The 16,282-nt window shown below is 65.8% G+C and carries 16 protein-coding genes and 1 tRNA gene; 9 read left to right on the top strand and 8 right to left on the bottom strand.

The features are described 5' to 3' along the window. Positions 1–3 precede the first annotated feature (3 nt). Positions 4–384, top strand: coding sequence for a hypothetical protein (locus M8009_RS11900; protein WP_250061356.1), 381 nt, complete (start codon positions 4–6; stop codon positions 382–384). Positions 385–804: 420 nt separating this feature from the next. On the opposite strand, the gene M8009_RS11895 is transcribed toward M8009_RS11900, so the two are convergent. The 7 genes from M8009_RS11895 to M8009_RS11865 all read right to left on the bottom strand — a co-directional run bounded on the left by M8009_RS11895 (position 805) and on the right by M8009_RS11865 (position 6,411). Then, the gene (locus M8009_RS11895; RefSeq protein ID WP_250061354.1) at positions 805–1,656 is read right to left on the bottom strand and encodes a DUF2797 domain-containing protein; all 852 of its coding nucleotides are present in this window, start codon (positions 1,654–1,656) and stop codon (positions 805–807) included. Next, positions 1,640–1,924, bottom strand: a complete 285-nt coding sequence (locus M8009_RS11890; protein ID WP_250061353.1) for a YeaC family protein — start codon at positions 1,922–1,924, stop codon at positions 1,640–1,642. The genes M8009_RS11895 and M8009_RS11890 overlap by 17 nt, the downstream gene beginning before the upstream one ends. An 11-nt stretch (positions 1,925–1,935) precedes the next feature. Then, positions 1,936–2,787 carry a rhomboid family intramembrane serine protease gene (locus M8009_RS11885; RefSeq protein ID WP_250061351.1) on the bottom strand — a complete coding sequence of 284 codons (852 nt, stop codon included), beginning with the start codon at positions 2,785–2,787 and terminating at the stop codon, positions 1,936–1,938. Between the two features lie 178 nt (positions 2,788–2,965). Continuing rightward, the gene (locus M8009_RS11880) at positions 2,966–3,964 is read right to left on the bottom strand and encodes a metallophosphoesterase (protein ID WP_250061349.1); all 999 of its coding nucleotides are present in this window, start codon (positions 3,962–3,964) and stop codon (positions 2,966–2,968) included. 19 nt (positions 3,965–3,983) lie between these two features. Next, the gene (locus tag M8009_RS11875; RefSeq protein ID WP_250061347.1) at positions 3,984–4,865 is read right to left on the bottom strand and encodes an NAD(+) kinase; all 882 of its coding nucleotides are present in this window, start codon (positions 4,863–4,865) and stop codon (positions 3,984–3,986) included. Positions 4,866–4,928: 63 nt separating this feature from the next. Then, positions 4,929–5,798: a DMT family transporter gene (locus M8009_RS11870; RefSeq protein WP_250061345.1), complete on the bottom strand. Its 870-nt coding sequence runs from the start codon at positions 5,796–5,798 to the stop codon at positions 4,929–4,931. Positions 5,799–5,883: 85 nt separating this feature from the next. Beyond that, positions 5,884–6,411, bottom strand: a complete 528-nt coding sequence (locus tag M8009_RS11865) for a YqaE/Pmp3 family membrane protein (RefSeq protein ID WP_250061343.1) — start codon at positions 6,409–6,411, stop codon at positions 5,884–5,886. Between the two features lie 251 nt (positions 6,412–6,662). Here M8009_RS11865 and M8009_RS11860 point away from each other — a divergent pair, with 251 nt between their 5' ends. The 6 genes from M8009_RS11860 to putP all read left to right on the top strand — a co-directional run bounded on the left by M8009_RS11860 (position 6,663) and on the right by putP (position 14,148). After that, entirely contained in the window at positions 6,663–7,070 is a 408-nt protein-coding gene (locus M8009_RS11860; RefSeq protein WP_250061342.1) for a CBS domain-containing protein, read from the top strand. Between the two features lie 372 nt (positions 7,071–7,442). Next, a tRNA-Gly gene (locus M8009_RS11855) sits at positions 7,443–7,516 on the top strand. 325 nt (positions 7,517–7,841) lie between these two features. Beyond that, on the top strand, positions 7,842–8,207 hold the full coding sequence (locus tag M8009_RS11850; protein WP_250061340.1) for a hypothetical protein: 366 nt from the start codon (positions 7,842–7,844) through the stop codon (positions 8,205–8,207). A gap of 94 nt (positions 8,208–8,301) precedes the next feature. Next, positions 8,302–9,102: an AraC family transcriptional regulator gene (locus M8009_RS11845; RefSeq protein ID WP_250061339.1), complete on the top strand. Its 801-nt coding sequence runs from the start codon at positions 8,302–8,304 to the stop codon at positions 9,100–9,102. A gap of 187 nt (positions 9,103–9,289) precedes the next feature. After that, positions 9,290–12,481, top strand: coding sequence for a bifunctional proline dehydrogenase/L-glutamate gamma-semialdehyde dehydrogenase PutA (putA, locus tag M8009_RS11840; protein WP_250061337.1), 3,192 nt, complete (start codon positions 9,290–9,292; stop codon positions 12,479–12,481). 176 nt (positions 12,482–12,657) lie between these two features. After that, positions 12,658–14,148 carry a sodium/proline symporter PutP gene (gene putP / locus M8009_RS11835; RefSeq protein ID WP_250061335.1) on the top strand — a complete coding sequence of 497 codons (1,491 nt, stop codon included), beginning with the start codon at positions 12,658–12,660 and terminating at the stop codon, positions 14,146–14,148. Between the two features lie 111 nt (positions 14,149–14,259). Here the strand turns inward: putP and M8009_RS11830 are convergent, their stop codons facing one another. After that, a complete protein-coding gene (locus tag M8009_RS11830) occupies positions 14,260–14,553 on the bottom strand; it encodes a hypothetical protein (protein WP_250061333.1) in 294 nt (97 codons plus the stop codon). Positions 14,554–14,840: 287 nt separating this feature from the next. Here M8009_RS11830 and M8009_RS11825 point away from each other — a divergent pair, with 287 nt between their 5' ends. Both M8009_RS11825 and M8009_RS11820 read left to right on the top strand, forming a co-directional pair. Further along, the gene (locus M8009_RS11825) at positions 14,841–15,452 is read left to right on the top strand and encodes an OmpW/AlkL family protein (RefSeq protein ID WP_250061331.1); all 612 of its coding nucleotides are present in this window, start codon (positions 14,841–14,843) and stop codon (positions 15,450–15,452) included. Positions 15,453–15,629: 177 nt separating this feature from the next. Then, positions 15,630–16,259 (top strand): OmpW/AlkL family protein, encoded by a 630-nt coding sequence (locus M8009_RS11820; RefSeq protein ID WP_250061329.1) that lies wholly within the window; start codon positions 15,630–15,632, stop codon positions 16,257–16,259. Positions 16,260–16,282 lie beyond the last annotated feature (23 nt).

Raw genomic sequence — 16,282 nt, 5'->3', positions numbered from 1 at the left:
GCCATGAAACGCTTGCATGTGCTGGCCATGCCGACGCTGGGGGCGGCCCTGCTGTGTCTTCCCCTGGTGGCGGGGGCTCAGGAAACGGACCCGGACACCGGCCTGGTCAAGGCCGAAGGCTGGGATACGGTGCGCAGCAACTGCACCGCCTGCCATTCGGCCAAGCTGGTGACCCAGAACAGCGGCACTCGCAACCACTGGGAGAACCTGATCCGCTGGATGCAGGATACCCAGGGGCTCTGGGAGTTCCAGGCCGAGACCGAGGAGACCCTCCTCGACTATCTGGCCGAGTACTACGGTCCCAAGGAGGACACACGCCGCCCGGCACTGCCGCGCACGCTGATGCCGGACAACCCCTATCCCACGGTCGCCGACTCCGGCTGATCTGCGACGTGGTTACCCACGAACAACAGGCCCCTCGCGAGGGCCTGTTCTCGTTCGGGTCAGGGAACCGACAAGGGAAGGGATCAGGGAATCAGCAGCGCAGCACCGGAAAGCCGTCCGGCGCGCTGGTCCTCCAGCGCCTGATTGGCCTGCTCCATTTCGAGTGGCCTGCCCGGGGCATGGCACGCATGGACTCACTCATCGGCTCTCCTCCTGCTGGTGCATACAGTCGCTGCCCGCAGGATAGCTTAGGAGCCTGTCGGATTTGACCGATCGTCGCGAGAGATTCGCGATTTCGAGACAAGTTTATCGATCTGATGAGGCGAATAGCGCGCTATTTAACGAATCAGATCGAATAAAATTGGCCGAAAGACCGGATCTCGCAGTAGATCAGCGTTAAGTCCGACAGGCTCCTGGGGCTCAGGCGGAGACCTTGACCTCGTACCCGGTGAACTTGCGCAGGTTGATCACACCGCTGTCGAGGATCAGGTACTGCCCCTTGATGCCCAGCAGGGTGCCGGCCACCAGGGGATTCTTGTCGAGATTGTGGGAGACCACCTTGGCGGGAAACTCCAGCACCGGGTAGTCGAAGCTCAGCGGCGACTCGTCCAGGGGGCGAATGGCGTCGGCCCCGAAGCGTTCGCGCAGATTGGCCAGACCGGCCTCGAGGCGAGCCAGCAGGCGGTCCCGCTCGGCCACCAGGTCAAGGGGTTCGGTTTCGCCCTTGAGCATGGCCCGCCAGTTGGTGCGATCCGAGACCTCCTCCTTGAACAGCACCTCGACGAAGCCCGACTGCTGTCGGGTATCCACCTCCAGGATCGGCAGGGCCTGCACGGCCCCCTGGTCGAGCCAGCGGGTCGGCATCTGGCTTGAGCGGGTGATCCCCACCTTGAGGCCGGAGGCGTTGGCCAGGTAGACCACATGGGGCTGGAAACAGTGGCGCTCGGCCCAGCCGGGCTCGCGGCAGGTCCCTTCGAAGAAGTGGCAGAGCTCCGGCTTCATGATACAGGTGTCGCACTGGGCGAGCCGCTTGAAGCACGGATAGCAGTAACCCTGGGCAAAGCTCTTCCGGGTGGCCCGGCCACAGTGGGTGCAGGCGATGGCGCCGGTCCACTCCAGCCGCAAGGGCTTGCCGAGCCGAGCGTTGAGGTCGAGCCGGGCCTCCCCGGCCCGCAGCACGTAGCGAGCCGGGGATCCCGGCTCGACGGCCATCTTGCTCAGGCAGCCCTGCAGCGCCGTGGCGGCCTCGATCGACTCAGTCACGGCTGGCATCCCGGGCCAGGCCGGCCCGTTCGGGGGGCACGTCGGTCCCGCTGCTGGCGCTGCCGCAGGTGCGTCGCTGCAGGTAGCCGACCCGCTGCTCATCGGGCACCTGGTTCTCCACCTCGTAGCGCATCACCGCCTCGAGGCAGAGCTCGGTCTGCTCGGCCGTCAGCATCCGGCCATCCGGCCACTTGCGCAGTGACACGGCCCGCTTGAGGCTCTCGTAGATGGACGGGGTCATCTGCTGGATCATGCGATCGAAGGTCATCTCGCTCATGACGGGGTCTCTCAGGATTGACGGCGGGCACGGCCTGAATGATACCAGCCCAGCGCCAGGCCCACGACCAGCCCGCCCAGGTGCGCCTCGTTGGCTACGTTGCCGAACCCCACCATGGCGGCCATGTCGGTCATCGCGAAGACCAGCCAGCCGAGCATGAAGACCACCAGCATCTGGGGCACGAAGAAGCCGCTGCGCGGTGCGCGCCGCGACATCAGCCAGACATAGGCCAGCAGCGCGAAGTCGACGCCGGACATGCCGCCGAACAGCACGGTCCCGGTGGCATACTGGGCCAGGTTGGCGCCGATGCCGGCGACGAGCAGCAGCGTCAGCATCCGCATGCTGCCCTGCAATGCCTCCACCTGGCGGCCGAAGTACCATAGCCACAGCATATTGAAGATCAGGTGCATCCAGCCGAAGTGCAGGAAGGCCGGTGACAGCAGCCGCCACACCTGGCCCGAGGCGAGCGCCTCGCCGAGGTTGCCGAAGGCCAGGCCGCCATTGGCCACGACCACCGGCACGACGGTCAGCGCCGCGACCACGCGGTCACCAAGCACCCCCATCGCGGCGAAGACCCCCAGGCACAGCGCCAACGCGAGAGAGGTTACCGGCACCTGACGAAAGGGGCCGAGCAGCTCACCGGGCGAACGCCTGGCCGCCGGCGCCTGCTCGGGCATCAGCGGCTCGCCCTGCCGCCAGCGCTCAAGCAGCCTGAGCATCGCGTCATGCTGCTCGGGGTCGACCAGCCACAGCACCTGCCCCTCGCTCTCCTCGGTGACGCGATGGCCGATGCGATGGGCCCACAGGGCGCGGCGCAGCTCACGGGTATCGACATCGTGGGGCAGCAGGATTACCCGATACATGGCCTCTCCAGCTGGTGACGAGCACGCCGTGACGGCGGGTGCAGGCCACGCAAAGAAAAAGTCCGGCGGAGGGGACCGCCGGACAAGAGCAAGGGATCATTCAAGGGAACACCTACTCTGATGGCGTGAATGGGCGAGAGTTCAATCCGATGACCCGCCTTTATTGTGACAAATTGTATCAATCGAAATCGATCTCCCAGGGCTGTGGCCGGGCCTCTTCCTCGCGTGGCACGCGGACCCACACGAAGTGGTTGGCATCGAGCGTAGGCTCGCCGCTCCAGCGGTAGGCCACCAGACGGCCGAACTTGACGGCGCTGTAGTCCAGGCAGGCGACGTTGGCGGCGGGCAGGGCCGGGATCCCCTCGCACCAGTAGTGGCCGATGAACAGCGGCGGCTGCTCGGGCCCATAGTAGCTCAGTCGCGAGCGCTGCTCGGCGGAGAGCTCGCGACGCTCCAGGTCGCCGGGCAGGTTATCCGGCTGGAAGATGACGTCGCCCCAGGTCTGAGGGTGCCGGGCCCAGAAGTGGGCACGGAAGCTGCGCCGGGTGAAGCCGTCGCCCGAGTGGATCTCCACGCCCTCCGGCAGGGGCAGGTGGGTACCCCGCGTCAGGCGGTCGAGGATACGGAATTCCAGGGTCCCCGGCACCATCGAGGCGGCCAGGAAGGCCTCATCGATGCGTCCATCGGGATACTCGCGGCGCAGCGCGTCCACGAGCGGCTGGTCCCAGCAGGCATGCACCACCCGCAGGCCGTCAAGTTCCAGGCACAGCGGAATCTCCAGGAACCAGGCGAGCGCCTCCTCCCACTCCTGGGGGTGGTCGTGGTACTGCTCCAGGGTCTCCTTGATGATGCGATTGTGGCGCGGCGTGTGCTCGCGCAGCCACTCGCGCCCCAGGGTGCCGGGGGCGCGATGGCAGTAGGCCAGGGCATTGTACTCGTGGTTGCCCATGACGATATGGGCCTCGCCCTCCTCCACCATCCGCCGGGCGATGCTGACCGCCAGGCGGATGCGCGGCCCGCGGTCGATCAGGTCGCCGAGGAAGATCACCTTGCGGCGCGGATGGCGATAGACACCGCCACGCTGGTGGTAGCCGAGACGTTCGAGCAGTGAACCCAGGGTCGCACCACAGCCGTGGACATCGCCGATCAGGTCGTAGCCTTCGAGGCCGCCTTGCATGTTCACGTCGCTCCTCACCTCAGTCACCCAGGCGGTTGCTCCAGCCCAGCTTGCTGCGCAGGACCTCGTAGAAGTTGTGGCCCAGCGGGTGGACCAGCTGCACCCGCCGGGGCTTGCGCCGGATCACCAGCACATCGTCGGGCTTGGCCACCGCGCGGGTCTGGCCATCGCAGCTGATATGCGGATAGGTCTGGTTGGTCTCGCCGATATGGATGCGGATCTCGCTGGCACCATCGATGGCGATGGGACGACTCGACAGGGTGTGCGGGAACATCGGCACCAGGGTGATGACATCGAGCTTGGGATGCATGATCGGTCCGCCACCGGAGAGGGCATAGGCCGTGGAGCCGGTGGGCGTGGCGATGATCAGGCCGTCGCTGCGCTGGCTGTAGACAAACTGGTCGTCGATGAACAGCTCGAACTCGATCATGCGCACCGCCTTCCCCGGGTGCAGCACCACCTCGTTCAGGGCATCGCCATTGCCGACCTGGACATCGCCCCGGTAGAGCTCGGCATCCAGCAGAAAGCGCTCCTCGAGCTCAAAGCGGCCCTCGAGCACCTCGCCGACGCGCGCCTCGATCTCGTCGGGCGAGATGTCGGTGAGAAAGCCCAGGCGCCCGCGGTTGACGCCCAGCACCAGGGTCCCGCTGTGGCAGAGGGTACGGGCGGCGCCGAGCAGGCTGCCATCGCCGCCGACCACGATCACCAGGTCACAGAGCTCGCCGAGCAGGCGGCGGCTGGCCTCGGGATGGCCATGGTCGAGCAGCACGGTGGCGGTCCTGTCCTCGATGATGACGTGGTAGCCACCGGCATCGAGGAAGCGGATCAGGCGCTTGAGGGTATCAACCACCTTGGCGCTGCCCAGGCGGCCGATCAGACCGATGTTCTTGAAGGTTGGCATGCGCGGGCCTCTCGCTTCGCGGCCGGTCATTATGGCGACTGGCCACGAGGCGGGCAAACGCGCTCAGGCGGCCTGGAGGCTGCGGCGCTTCAGCCACCACTCATTGAGCGCCAGCGAACCGACGATGATGGCGCCGCCCAGGCCCAGGCGTACGAGGTCGGCATCGCGGTTCCAGATCACCAGGTTGACCAGCAGGCCCGCGGGAATCAGGGCATTGTTCATGATTGCCAGGGCACCGGCATCGACCCGGGTAGCCCCCAGGTTCCACAGGAAGTAGCCCAGGCCCGAAGCCACCAGCCCCAGCCACAGCAGCACGCCCCACTGGACTCCGGTGGAGGGCAGGCCGGCCGCATTGCCCAGCAGCGCGAAGGCGGGCACGGCAACCGCCAGGGCGCCGAGGTAGAACCAGCCGAATACGCTGTGACGGGGCAGCGAGGCGGGCAGGCCCGCCGAGAGGCGCCGATAGCCCACCTGCCCCAGGGCAAAGCAGAGGTTGGCCCCCTGGACCACCAGGAAACCCGTCCAGAAACCGCTGTCTAGCCCCTGGTAGCGAATCACGGCCGCGCCCAGCACGGCCAGCGACGCGGTGACCAGGTAGAAGGGCGTGAAGCGCCCAAAGAGCGCATCGTCGAGCAGGGCGATATAGATCGGCGTGAAGATGGTGAACAGCAGCACCTCCGGCACCGAGAGCAGCAGGAAGGACTGGTAGAAGAAGATGTACATCACGCCCAGCTGAACGGCCCCCAGCCCCATCAGGGCGAGCCGTTGACGGCCGCGCAGCAGCGAGGGCCGCAGGAAGGGCAGGAAGACCAGCGCCGCCAGGCCGATCCGCATCAGGACCGCGAAGTAGCTGTCCACCTGGCCAGCCAGGTAGACGCCGATAAGCGAGAACGAGAACGCCCAGAGGACGGTGACACCGACGAGAAGGCCCAAGGTCAACTCCTGATGGCAAAGAGGGTTGACGCCGATTATACCCGTCGTGCGCGCCGAGCAAAGCCCGCCTGCGTGATCCGCCCCCTCAGCGCGAGGCGTGTCGCAGCCACCAGAGCGCGTGCAGGACCCCGGGCAACCAGCCCAGCAGGGTCAGCGCCAGGCTGGCCACCACTCGCCCGCCGCCGCCCCGCGAGAGACCGACAGCCAGCGGCGGCAGCAGCACCGCCAGGACATGCAGGGCAAAGCGTGGATCGGCAGCCGTTGTCCGGCGCTGCCCTTGGCTTTCATCCTGCTCGGGCGCTGCCAGTGTCCGATCGACACGGGCGCGGTCGCCCGCCGCCGGGGTGAAGTGCTGAACGGCCTCGCGGGACTTGTGCTCGAGTGCCTGGCGATGGGCCTCGTGGTCGATCTTCTGTTCGAGTGACTCGGCCCCTTTGGCCAGGGTCTCATGATAGCGCTCCCACTCCTCCCAGTCGAAGGGCGTCCCCGCCCGGGGACCGTGCTCTCCGGCTTCCCGCGCCCGCGACCAGGCCTTCTCCTCCAGGGTATTGGGGCGCTCCTGGTCTCGCTTGACGTCCAGCCCCTTTCTCGCCATGTACTCCCGAGCATCCATCAGGCGACTCCCTTGGTCGTTGTACGCCGGCGCCGCGGCCGGCCCATGTTCCAGAGTGTGCCATATTGGAGCCGGGAACCGGGGCCAGGTTCCTGAGCCCTGGCCGGCGTGGAGAAGCGTTGGCGGCGCGCGTACCGAGGATTCCCGCGAGTCGGCTATGCTGGAGACGAGACACGGCTGCGGCCCGTGCCAAGCATCGCGAACGCTGGCTGCAGCCCAGGCCATTATTGTCCGGCACAAGGAGACACGCCATGCCCAACAAGGCCCCCACCACCGTGCGCGAGATCATGTCCCGCGACTGCTACCGGGTCACCGGCAAGACCTCGGTCTCCACCCTGGCCGAGGGCCTGGCGCTGCATCGCCTGCCCGGGGTGCCCGTGGTCGACGAGCGAGATCACCTGATCGGCTTCATCTCCGAGCAGGACGTGATGGGCAAGGTGCTGGAAAGCTCCTACCTCAACGAAGAACCGCCGCTGGTTCGGGAACTGATGCGCGACGAGGTGCTCTCGGTGCCGCCCAACAAGAGCATCACCGACCTGGCCCAGGAGATGCTCGGCGCCAAGCCCAAGGTCTACCCGGTGGTCGAGCAGGGCCGACTGGTGGGCATCGTCACCCGTCGCGACGTGCTCAGCGCGCTGCTGCGCATGCGTCACTCCTGACCCGGCCTGCCCTCGCCCCCTGGACACCCGGCCCGGCGCCGGGTGTCGTCGTCTACCGGAATGCGACAAGTAGTGGCGACAAAGAAAAGCCGCCCCATGAGGCATGGGGCGGCAAGATCGAAAGTGCAAGCGGAGGCAACAGTGTTAGCGACTGCTATCGCGTTGCTGCCTACGCCCATTCAGACAGCGCCACGCAGAAAAGTTCGTCGGAGAGGAAAAAAATTCGGTGCCGGAACGTTTCCCGAGCTCGCCACCTTCCGTCGAAAGCGCCGGCAAGGCAGAGAAAAACAGCGACTTAGCGGGAAGAGTGCAAAAAAGACCCGGGACGGCTTGCAAAAGCTAACCGATTGGTTTTACTATCGAAATCGCCTCGCGGGTGTAGCTCAATGGTAGAGCAGAAGCTTCCCAAGCTTAAGACGAGGGTTCGATTCCCTTCACCCGCTCCAACACGGCGTTATCAAGCGACCGCCCTCCCTCGCAAGCACCTGATTCTCCTCGAAACCCTGTCACACAGCGTCACTGCACGTCATCGCGGATGGCTGGGATTCGTGTACGGCATCATGTATGTTTCGAGCACGCTCTGGCCTTCTCGACAGGGATGCAGAGAATTCCCATCAGCGCCGACCGCGTCTCGTTATCGGCCGTTAGCCGAGAGCATCTCGGGCCTGTTGGCGCCGATGGCCGCCACACCACCATCAGCCCTGGGCTCTGACATATCCTGCACCACCGGGCCTCGTGGCGACCGGGCCCGGCCATCCGGAGTCGCGAAACATGGCCCTCTTCCTACTGGTTCTCGTTGTCTGCCTGGCCATCTTCGGCGGCATGATCGCCCTGCTGATGCTCTCCGGCACCCCGCGCTACCGCACCGAGCCCGAGCACCTGCTGGAGCTGTTCGACAAGGCGCTGGAGAGTCGCGTCGGCGAAACCGAATGGAACGCCATCATCGGCTACCCGATCCGCCATGACGACTACCTGGACGGGATCCGGCGCCGCGCCCAGCGCTTGATGGACGAGCACGGGCGCCATGGCCGCGTGACCCGCGGCAAGCCACTGCTCGATGCCACCGGCCAGGAGGAGCTCGCGGCTCTTCGCGACCACCTGGCGGCGCATACCTCGCTGCAGCGCCGCCAGGACTGAGCCCGGGACGGAGCCCGGGACGGAGCCCAGCGTTGATGCGCCATCCGGCAGAGTGTGGTGTCATTATCTCGACATGCCCAGCCGGAGGCCGTCCATGACCAGTGCCATCCGCCAGATCCCGCTCGACACCGCGATCCACCACCATGCCCACGATTTCCACCAGATCGTGATCGGCCTGCGCGGCGAGGCGGAGTTCGAGATCGAGGGGCTGGGAGGCTCCATCTCGGCCTTCTCGGGCTGCATCGTGCCGGCCAACCACATGCACTACTACGCCGGGACCGGCGACAACCGCCAGCTGATCCTCGACCTGCCCTGCGATACCTTCGCGGTCACCGGGCATCACCACGAACTGGTGCGCCTGTTCGATGCCCCGCGCTTCTTCGCGCTGGACACCTCGCTGCGCCACTACCTGGACTTCCTGCTCCATGAGCTCAGCCTGCTCTCCCGCCAGGCGCCCATCGACCCCCTCCACAACGAGCGCCTGGCCGGCACCCTGCTGGGCTCCCTGCATGCCCGTCTGGCCACCGAGCCGCCGGCACCTGGCCGCCCCCTCGACCTGGCCGCCCTCGACCGCTTCATCGACCGCCACCTGGGCAACCGACTGCGCGTGGCCGACCTGGCCGCCGAGGCCTGCCTGAGCGAGGCGCACTTCAGCGAACGCTTCCGTCAACGCACGGGGCTCTCCCCCTGGCAGTACGTGATGCGCCGCCGGCTCGACTGCGCCAGGCAGATGCTGCAGCAGAGCCACCTGCCGCTCTCCGAGATTGCCGCCCTGACCGGCTTCACCAGCCAGAGCGCCCTGTCCCGGGCCTGCCGGCAGGCCTTCGGTCACCCTCCCAGCCAGCTGCGCCGCGCCGGGGGCCAACGGCTCGCCTCGCCCGCCCCATGCCGTTAGACGAAGGTCGAAAATTCAACCCTCCTGCGGCCAAAAACCGTGGAAACGTGAAATCGGGCCGGCAAATCGACAAGCAAGACCCCGCCTGCCGCCCTAACCTCTGGGAATGCCCCGCGACCGCCTGCGACCCTTCGCCGCAGCGGCCGGGTCCTGCCCTCTGACGACGGGTTACAACCGGGGGACCTAGATGCTCAACGCCCACACCATGCTCGACGCCAGCACCTGGCGCCAGGAACTCGACACCCTCTTCGCCCGCATCAGTGACCACTACGTGGTCGACGAGAACGCCTTCGTCGGCGAGCTGGTCAAGGTCCTCGATGCCGATAGCGAGGACTTCCGGCGCATCGCCGGCAAGACCGCCGAGCTGGTGCGCGAGGTCCGCGAGATGGATACCGCCGTCGATACCATCGACGAGCTGCTTCAGCAGTACAGCCTGGACACCCATGAGGGGCTGATGCTGATGTGCCTGGCCGAGGCCATGTTGCGCATTCCCGACAAGGCCACCGCCGATGCCCTGATCGAGGACAAGCTGGGCCCGGCCGACTGGAAGGCCCACGTCGGCAAGAGCGAGTCCTGGATGGTCAACGCCTCCACCTGGGGGCTGCTGATGACCGGGCGCGTGGTGACCATGGACAAGCCGCGCGAGGGAAGGCCCTCGACCTTCATCAACAAGATGGTCAACCGCATGGGCGAGCCGGTGATCCGCCGCGCCATGTATGAGGCCATGAAGATCATGGGCAGGCAGTTCGTGCTCGGCCGTGACATCGACGAGGCGCTGAAGCGCTCGAAGCCGCTGTTCGACAAGGGCTACACCTACTCCTACGACATGCTCGGCGAGGCCGCCCGCACCCGGGCCGATGCCAGGCGCTATTTCGACGACTATGCCCGCGCCATCGAGCAGGTCGGCAAGACCAGCAGGGCGCTGTCGTCGAAGACCCCTTCGCCCTCGATCTCCATCAAGCTCTCGGCCCTACACCCACGCTACGAGTTCGGCCGCCGCAAGCAGGTGCTGCGCGAGCTGGTCGGCAGCGTGCGCGAGCTCGCCGCCATGGCCCGCGAGCGTGACGTCGCGATAACCATCGATGCCGAGGAAGTCGACCGCCTGGAGATCTCCCTGGAGGTGTTCCGCGCCGTCTACGAGAGCGAGACCTGCAAGGGCTGGGGCCACTTCGGCCTGGTGGTCCAGGCCTATTCCAAGCGCGCCCTGCCGGTGCTGCACTACCTCAACCGCCTGGCCGAGTCCCAGGGCGACGAGATCCCGCTGCGCCTGGTCAAGGGCGCCTACTGGGACACCGAGATCAAGGAGTCCCAGCAGCTCGGCGTCGACGGCTACCCGGTCTTCACCCGCAAGGCCGCCACCGACGTCGCCTACCTGGTGTGCGCGCGCTTCCTGCTCTCCGAGGCGACTCGCGGGCACATCTTCCCGCAGTTCGCTACCCACAACGCGCATACCATCAGCACCATCCTCGAGCAGGCCAACGAGGCCACCCGGGCCTTCGAGTTCCAGCGCCTGCACGGCATGGGCGAGGCGCTCTATGATGCCGCCCTGAAGCGTGCCCCCGAGGGTACCTACTGCCGCATCTATGCGCCGGTGGGGGCCCACAAGGACCTGCTGCCCTACCTGGTGCGCCGCCTGCTGGAGAACGGCGCCAACTCCTCCTTCGTGCACCAGCTGGTGGATCCCAAGGTGCCGGTGGAGTCGCTCTGCGCGCACCCGGTGGATACCCTGCGCCAGTACGGCCGCTACGCCAACCCGCAGATTCCGCTGCCGGCCGACATCTATGGCCCCAGGCGTCGCAACTCCCGCGGCTTTGACCTCAACATCCGCAGCCAGTATCAGCCGCTGATGGACGCCATGGCGAAGACCATGGACAAGACCTGGCAGGCCGGTCCGCTGCTGGCCTTCGAGGTCAAGGCCGACCCGGCCAATACCCATGAGGTGACCTGCCCCTACGACCGCCGTCGCCAGGTCGGCACCATCCAGTGGACCACCCAGGAGCAGGCCGGCAAGGCCCTGGACGCCGCCTGGGCGGCCTTCCCGCGCTGGGAGGCCACGCCGGTGGCCGAGCGCGCCGCCATCGTGCGTCGCCTCGGCGACCTGATGGAAGCGCACATGGCCGAGCTGATGACGCTCTGCTCCCGGGAGGGCGGCAAGCTGCTCACCGACGGCATCGACGAGGTGCGCGAGGCGGTGGACTTCTGCCGCTACTACGCCATGAAGGCCGAGGAGCTCTTCGCCAAACCGACCCGTCTGCCGGGGCCGACCGGCGAATCCAACGACCTGATGATGGGTGGCAAGGGCGTGTTCGCCGCCATCAGCCCCTGGAACTTCCCGGTGGCGATCTTCTGCGGCCAGCTGGTCGCCGCCGCCGTGGCCGGCAACACCGTGCTCGCCAAGCCCGCCGAGCAGACCTCACTGATCGCCCACCGGGTGATCGAGCTGCTTTACGAGGCCGGCATGCCCCGAGACGTGGTGCAGCTACTGCCCGGCGACGGCCCCACCGTGGGCAGCGTGCTGACCAGCGACCCGCGCATCACCGGGGTCGTGTTCACCGGTGGCACCGACACCGCCCAGATCATCAACCGCGCCCTGGCCGCGCGCGACAATGCCCCGCTGCCCACGCTGATCGCCGAGACCGGTGGCATGAACGCCATGATCGTCGATTCCACCGCCCTGCCCGAGCAGGTGGTGGTGGACGCGGTCCGTTCGGCCTTCCAGAGTGCCGGCCAACGCTGCTCGGCCTTGCGGGTGCTCTACCTTCAGGAGGACGTGGCCGACCGGGTCATCGAGATCCTCAAGGGGGCCATGGACGAGTTGCAGGTCGGCGACCCCCGCGACCTGGGGACGGACGTGGGCCCGGTGATCGACGAGGACGCCCGCCAGGGCCTTACCGCCCATATCGAGAGGCTGAAGGGCGAGGGTCGCCTGGTGGCCGAGACACGCCTCGATCCGGCACAGACGGCCGACGGCACCTTCGTCGCGCCGGTGGCCTTCGAGATCGACGGCATCGAGGCGCTCGAGCGCGAGCAGTTCGGCCCTGTACTGCACATCGTGCGCTACAAGGCCAGCGAGATCGACCGGGTGGTCGACGCCATCAACGGGCGAGGCTATGGCCTGACCTTCGGCGTGCACAGCCGCAACGAATCTTTCGCCGAGGAGATCGCGAAGAAGATGCGCGTTGGCAATATCTACGTCAACCGCAATATCATCGGTGCCGTGGTCGGCGTTCAGCCATTCGGCGGCCAGGGGCTCTCCGGCACCGGACCCAAGGCCGGCGGACCGCACTACCTGCTGCGCTTCGCCACCGAGAAGACGGTGACCGTGAATACAGCCGCCCTGGGTGGCAATGCGTCACTACTCGCGCTGGGAGACGAGTGAACCTCACTCATCAATACAACAACATGGAGGGACCCCCTATGGTTGAAAACGATGCCACCATCGGCCTCACGTTCGCGCTCGACCTGATCGTGATGCTCGCCATCAGTGTTCTGGCCTGCAGACCTACCAACAAGATGCCGGAGCTACGTCCGGCCTAATAATCGGGAGAAGTTTTTATGGCTATTGGTGTATGGATCAGTCTTTTTGCATACTTTGCGCTCATGATCGCCATCGGCTTTTATGCGATGCGCAAGGCCACGTCCACCTCTGAGGATTACATGCTGGGTGGCCGACAGCTCAGTCCACAAGTGGCGGCACTCTCGGCCGGGGCTTCCGACATGAGTGGCTGGTTGCTGCTGGGCTTGCCCGGTGCGCTCTTTGTATCGGGTTTAGGTCAGGCCTGGATCGGCATCGGCCTGCTCGTGGGGGCGTTTTTCAACTGGACGCTGGTCGCACCACGCCTTCGCGAACAGACGGTGCACTATGGCAATGCGATCACCATTCCGGAATTCCTGGCGAACCGGTTCCCGACCCGCGCCATGTCGTTGAGGACGGTATCCGCTATCGTCATCGTGGTCTTCTTCGCGGTGTACACGGCGTCAGGCCTGGTGGCAGGCGGCAAGCTGTTCGAAAGCGCATTTTCCGACGTCATCAACATCGGAGGCATGAGCGACTACGCGGCGGGCGTCTACATCACACTGGGCGTGGTACTTGCCTATACCGTCGTCGGCGGCTTCCTGGCCGTGAGCCTGACGGACTTCGTGCAAGGCTGCATCATGATGCTGGCCCTGGTGATCATGCCGGCGGTGGTGCTCTTTGGCGAAGGTGGCGGGGGTTTCTCCCAGGCGTCACAGACCCTGAATGAGGTCGATCCCACGCTGCTGACCTGGACGGAGGGACTGACCTTTATCGGCTGGCTGTCTGCGGTGACCTGGGGGCTGGGGTACTTCGGGCAGCCGCACATCATCGTGCGCTTCATGGCCATCCGGACGCTGAAGGATGTTCCCATTGCCCGTAACATCGGCATGAGCTGGATGCTCATCTCCCTGATTGGTGCGATCTCTCTGGGTGTGTTCGGCCGGGCCTATGCAATCCGCAACGGCCTGGATGTCCAGGATCCGGAGACCATTTTCATCATCCTGGCAAACCTGCTGTTCCATCCGCTGGTCACCGGCTTCCTCTATGCGGCACTGCTGGCGGCGATCATGAGCACCATTTCCAGCCAGCTTCTGGTGTCGTCTTCATCACTGACCGAGGATTTCTATCGCCTGTTCCTGCGTAAAGAAGCTACCGACAAGGAGACCGTCCTCGTAGGTCGGATCAGTGTGATACTGGTTGGTCTGGTGGCAGCCGTCATTGCCTCTAACCCGGACTCTCAGGTTCTGGGGCTGGTCAGTAATGCCTGGGCCGGCTTCGGTGCGGCGTTCGGCCCGCTGATCATCCTGTCGCTGATGTGGTCGCGCACCAACGGGACCGGCGCCATCGCGGGCATGGTCATAGGTGCCGCCACCGTCATGATCTGGATTTCACTGGGCTGGAACGGCTCGTTCATGGGCGGTCCCGGCGTGTACGAGATCATTCCCGGCTTCATCGCGTCCTTCATTGCCATCCTGGTAGTGAGCAACGTGACTGCCGACGCCGGTGAATATCAGCAGATCACTCGCTAACGGAGCGCGCCTGACTGGCGCATAAGCAGAGTAGAAAGCCGCCCTCGGGCGGCTTTTCTCGTTTGCGGCTGGTCTTGTGCTTGCCGACGTTGCACGGCCCGTCACGGCGGATCAGGCCATGACCACCCGCACCAGCAGCACCAGGGTGAAGGCGCCGAGCGCCACCAGGCTCCAGGGGGGCGTGGTCATCCGCCGCAGCCAGGGCCGACGCGCCTCCAGCCCCATCGCCGCCATGAAGGCTGCCCCCAGCGCCCAGACCCCCAGCCCGATCAGCGGCAGGCGCACGCCCATCGGCAACGTGCTGATCAGGGCGGGCTGCCACAGCAGCCACAGCGCCAGTACCGCCGCCAGCAGCATCGCCCCCAGGGTCACGCCGGGCAGGCGTCGACGTGTCTCGGTCTCCATCTCGGCTCTCCTTGTCGCCTGCCCCCAGTCAAGCCGATTCACGGCCAGGACGCGAGCCCCGAGCACCACATGCCGACATTTTCTTGTACAAGTGTTGCATGTCGGCGACGGCCTCGTCGCCCAGCCGCGACAGGGTTATGCCGTTAAAGCCATATCTTATCGGCTATCACGGCCATGACAATTTTTTACAAGACTTATAGAAACGCCGTTTCCTATAATCGACTCAGAGATAAGCCATCCGGCACTGCGCCCCAGCGCAAAACGTCAGGAAAGAGAGGATTCATCCCATGCGCAAGACACGTCTGATCTCCGCCATCGCCCTCGCCGCCGGCTGCACCTTCGCCAGCCAAGTAGCCCTGGCCTATGGCGCCGGCGACATCTTCGTCCGCGGCGGCATCGCCAAGACGGAACCCGAAGGCTCCGACAACGGCAACCTCGGTGGCAGCGAGCTGACCATCGAGAGTGAGCGTGGCTACACCTACGGGTTCGGCTACCTGTTCAGCGACAAGCTCGGCGTCGAGCTCAACGGCAGCGAGAAGTTCGAGCATGGTCTGACCCTGGACGGCGCGTCCTCGGGCCTCAGCGTCGATCGCATGCCCGTCAACCTGATGGCCAACTACTACCCGCTGGGCGGCCTCGACTCCCGCGTCCAGCCCTATGCCGGGGTGGGCGTCAACTATACCCGCTTCTCCGCTGAGCCCAGCGGCGTCGACGTCGAGAGCACCTATGGCGCCGTCGGCCAGCTCGGCGTCGACCTCGCCGTGACCCGCAACCTGATGCTCAACGGCTTCGCCAACTATGCCGACGTCAGTGCCGACATCGAGTCGGGGGGCGCACAGATCGGCGAGGCCGACGTCGACCCGGTGACCGTCGGGGGCGGCGTGACCTACCGCTTCTGATCGAGGCAACCACCGCAAGACGCGGGGCCTTGGGCCCGGCGTCTTGCCTTCAGCCCCTTCATGCCATTGACCACTGACCCTTGCGCTGGATCAATAATTCCGTCGCGCCGGCGCGATAGACTGCTGGCATCTTCCGTTGCGGCAAGCGGCCGCACCCCCGAAACCAGGAGTCGACCCATGCGCAAGATCGCCCTCCCCACCCTGCTCGCCGCCGGCATCGCCGCCGCCGCCTTCACCGCCAGCACCCAGGCCTTCGCCTATGGCGCCGGCGACTTCTTCACCCGCGTGGGCGTGGCCAAGGTCGAGCCCAAGAGCGACAACGGTTCGCTGGCCGATGGAGCCTTTGATGTAGATGTTCAGGACGATAGCGCCTTTGCCTTTACCCTGGGCTATCGGTTTACCGACAAACTGGGCGTCGAGCTGCTGGCCGCCGAGCCCTTCGACCATGACATCGAACTCAACGATGCCAACTTGGCATCCACAGATCATCTGCCGCCGACCCTGACCCTGCAGTACTATCCGCTGGGCGGCACCGAGGCTTGCGTCCAGCCCTATGCCGGCATCGGCGTCAACTACACCCGCTTCTCCGATGAAAAGATCGCCACTGGTGCAGATTTCGAATTGGATGATTCCTGGGGTGCTGCCGGCCAGCTCGGCGTCGACCTGCTGATCGACGATAACTGGGCGCTCAATGCCGCCGCCTGGTACCTGGATATCGATACAGACGCCAGTCTGGACGGGAACGATATCGGCAAGGTCGAGATCGACCCGGTGGTGGTGATGGCGGGCCTCAGCTTCCGCTTCTGATCGCCGTCCGACACCACGAGGCC

The sequence above is a fragment of the Halomonas gemina genome, from assembly GCF_023554995.1.
GTDB classification, from domain to species: domain Bacteria; phylum Pseudomonadota; class Gammaproteobacteria; order Pseudomonadales; family Halomonadaceae; genus Halomonas; species Halomonas gemina.
The sequence above is the reverse complement of the archived record's forward strand: the minus strand, read 5'-3'. Positions and strand labels throughout refer to the sequence as shown.

Coding starts and splice junctions, on each gene's coding strand:
- M8009_RS11830 (WP_250061333.1), bottom strand. CDS start 14,553: ATGGAGACCGAGACACGTCGACGCCTGCCCGGCGTGACCCTGGGGGCG.
- M8009_RS11820 (WP_250061329.1), top strand. CDS start 15,630: ATGCGCAAGATCGCCCTCCCCACCCTGCTCGCCGCCGGCATCGCCGCC.
- putA (WP_250061337.1), top strand. CDS start 9,290: ATGCTCAACGCCCACACCATGCTCGACGCCAGCACCTGGCGCCAGGAA.
- M8009_RS11890 (WP_250061353.1), bottom strand. CDS start 1,924: ATGAGCGAGATGACCTTCGATCGCATGATCCAGCAGATGACCCCGTCC.
- M8009_RS11895 (WP_250061354.1), bottom strand. CDS start 1,656: ATGCCAGCCGTGACTGAGTCGATCGAGGCCGCCACGGCGCTGCAGGGC.
- putP (WP_250061335.1), top strand. CDS start 12,658: ATGGCTATTGGTGTATGGATCAGTCTTTTTGCATACTTTGCGCTCATG.
- M8009_RS11825 (WP_250061331.1), top strand. CDS start 14,841: ATGCGCAAGACACGTCTGATCTCCGCCATCGCCCTCGCCGCCGGCTGC.
- M8009_RS11900 (WP_250061356.1), top strand. CDS start 4: ATGAAACGCTTGCATGTGCTGGCCATGCCGACGCTGGGGGCGGCCCTG.
- M8009_RS11865 (WP_250061343.1), bottom strand. CDS start 6,411: ATGGATGCTCGGGAGTACATGGCGAGAAAGGGGCTGGACGTCAAGCGA.
- M8009_RS11850 (WP_250061340.1), top strand. CDS start 7,842: ATGGCCCTCTTCCTACTGGTTCTCGTTGTCTGCCTGGCCATCTTCGGC.
- M8009_RS11880 (WP_250061349.1), bottom strand. CDS start 3,964: ATGCAAGGCGGCCTCGAAGGCTACGACCTGATCGGCGATGTCCACGGC.
- M8009_RS11875 (WP_250061347.1), bottom strand. CDS start 4,865: ATGCCAACCTTCAAGAACATCGGTCTGATCGGCCGCCTGGGCAGCGCC.
- M8009_RS11845 (WP_250061339.1), top strand. CDS start 8,302: ATGACCAGTGCCATCCGCCAGATCCCGCTCGACACCGCGATCCACCAC.
- M8009_RS11860 (WP_250061342.1), top strand. CDS start 6,663: ATGCCCAACAAGGCCCCCACCACCGTGCGCGAGATCATGTCCCGCGAC.
- M8009_RS11885 (WP_250061351.1), bottom strand. CDS start 2,787: ATGTATCGGGTAATCCTGCTGCCCCACGATGTCGATACCCGTGAGCTG.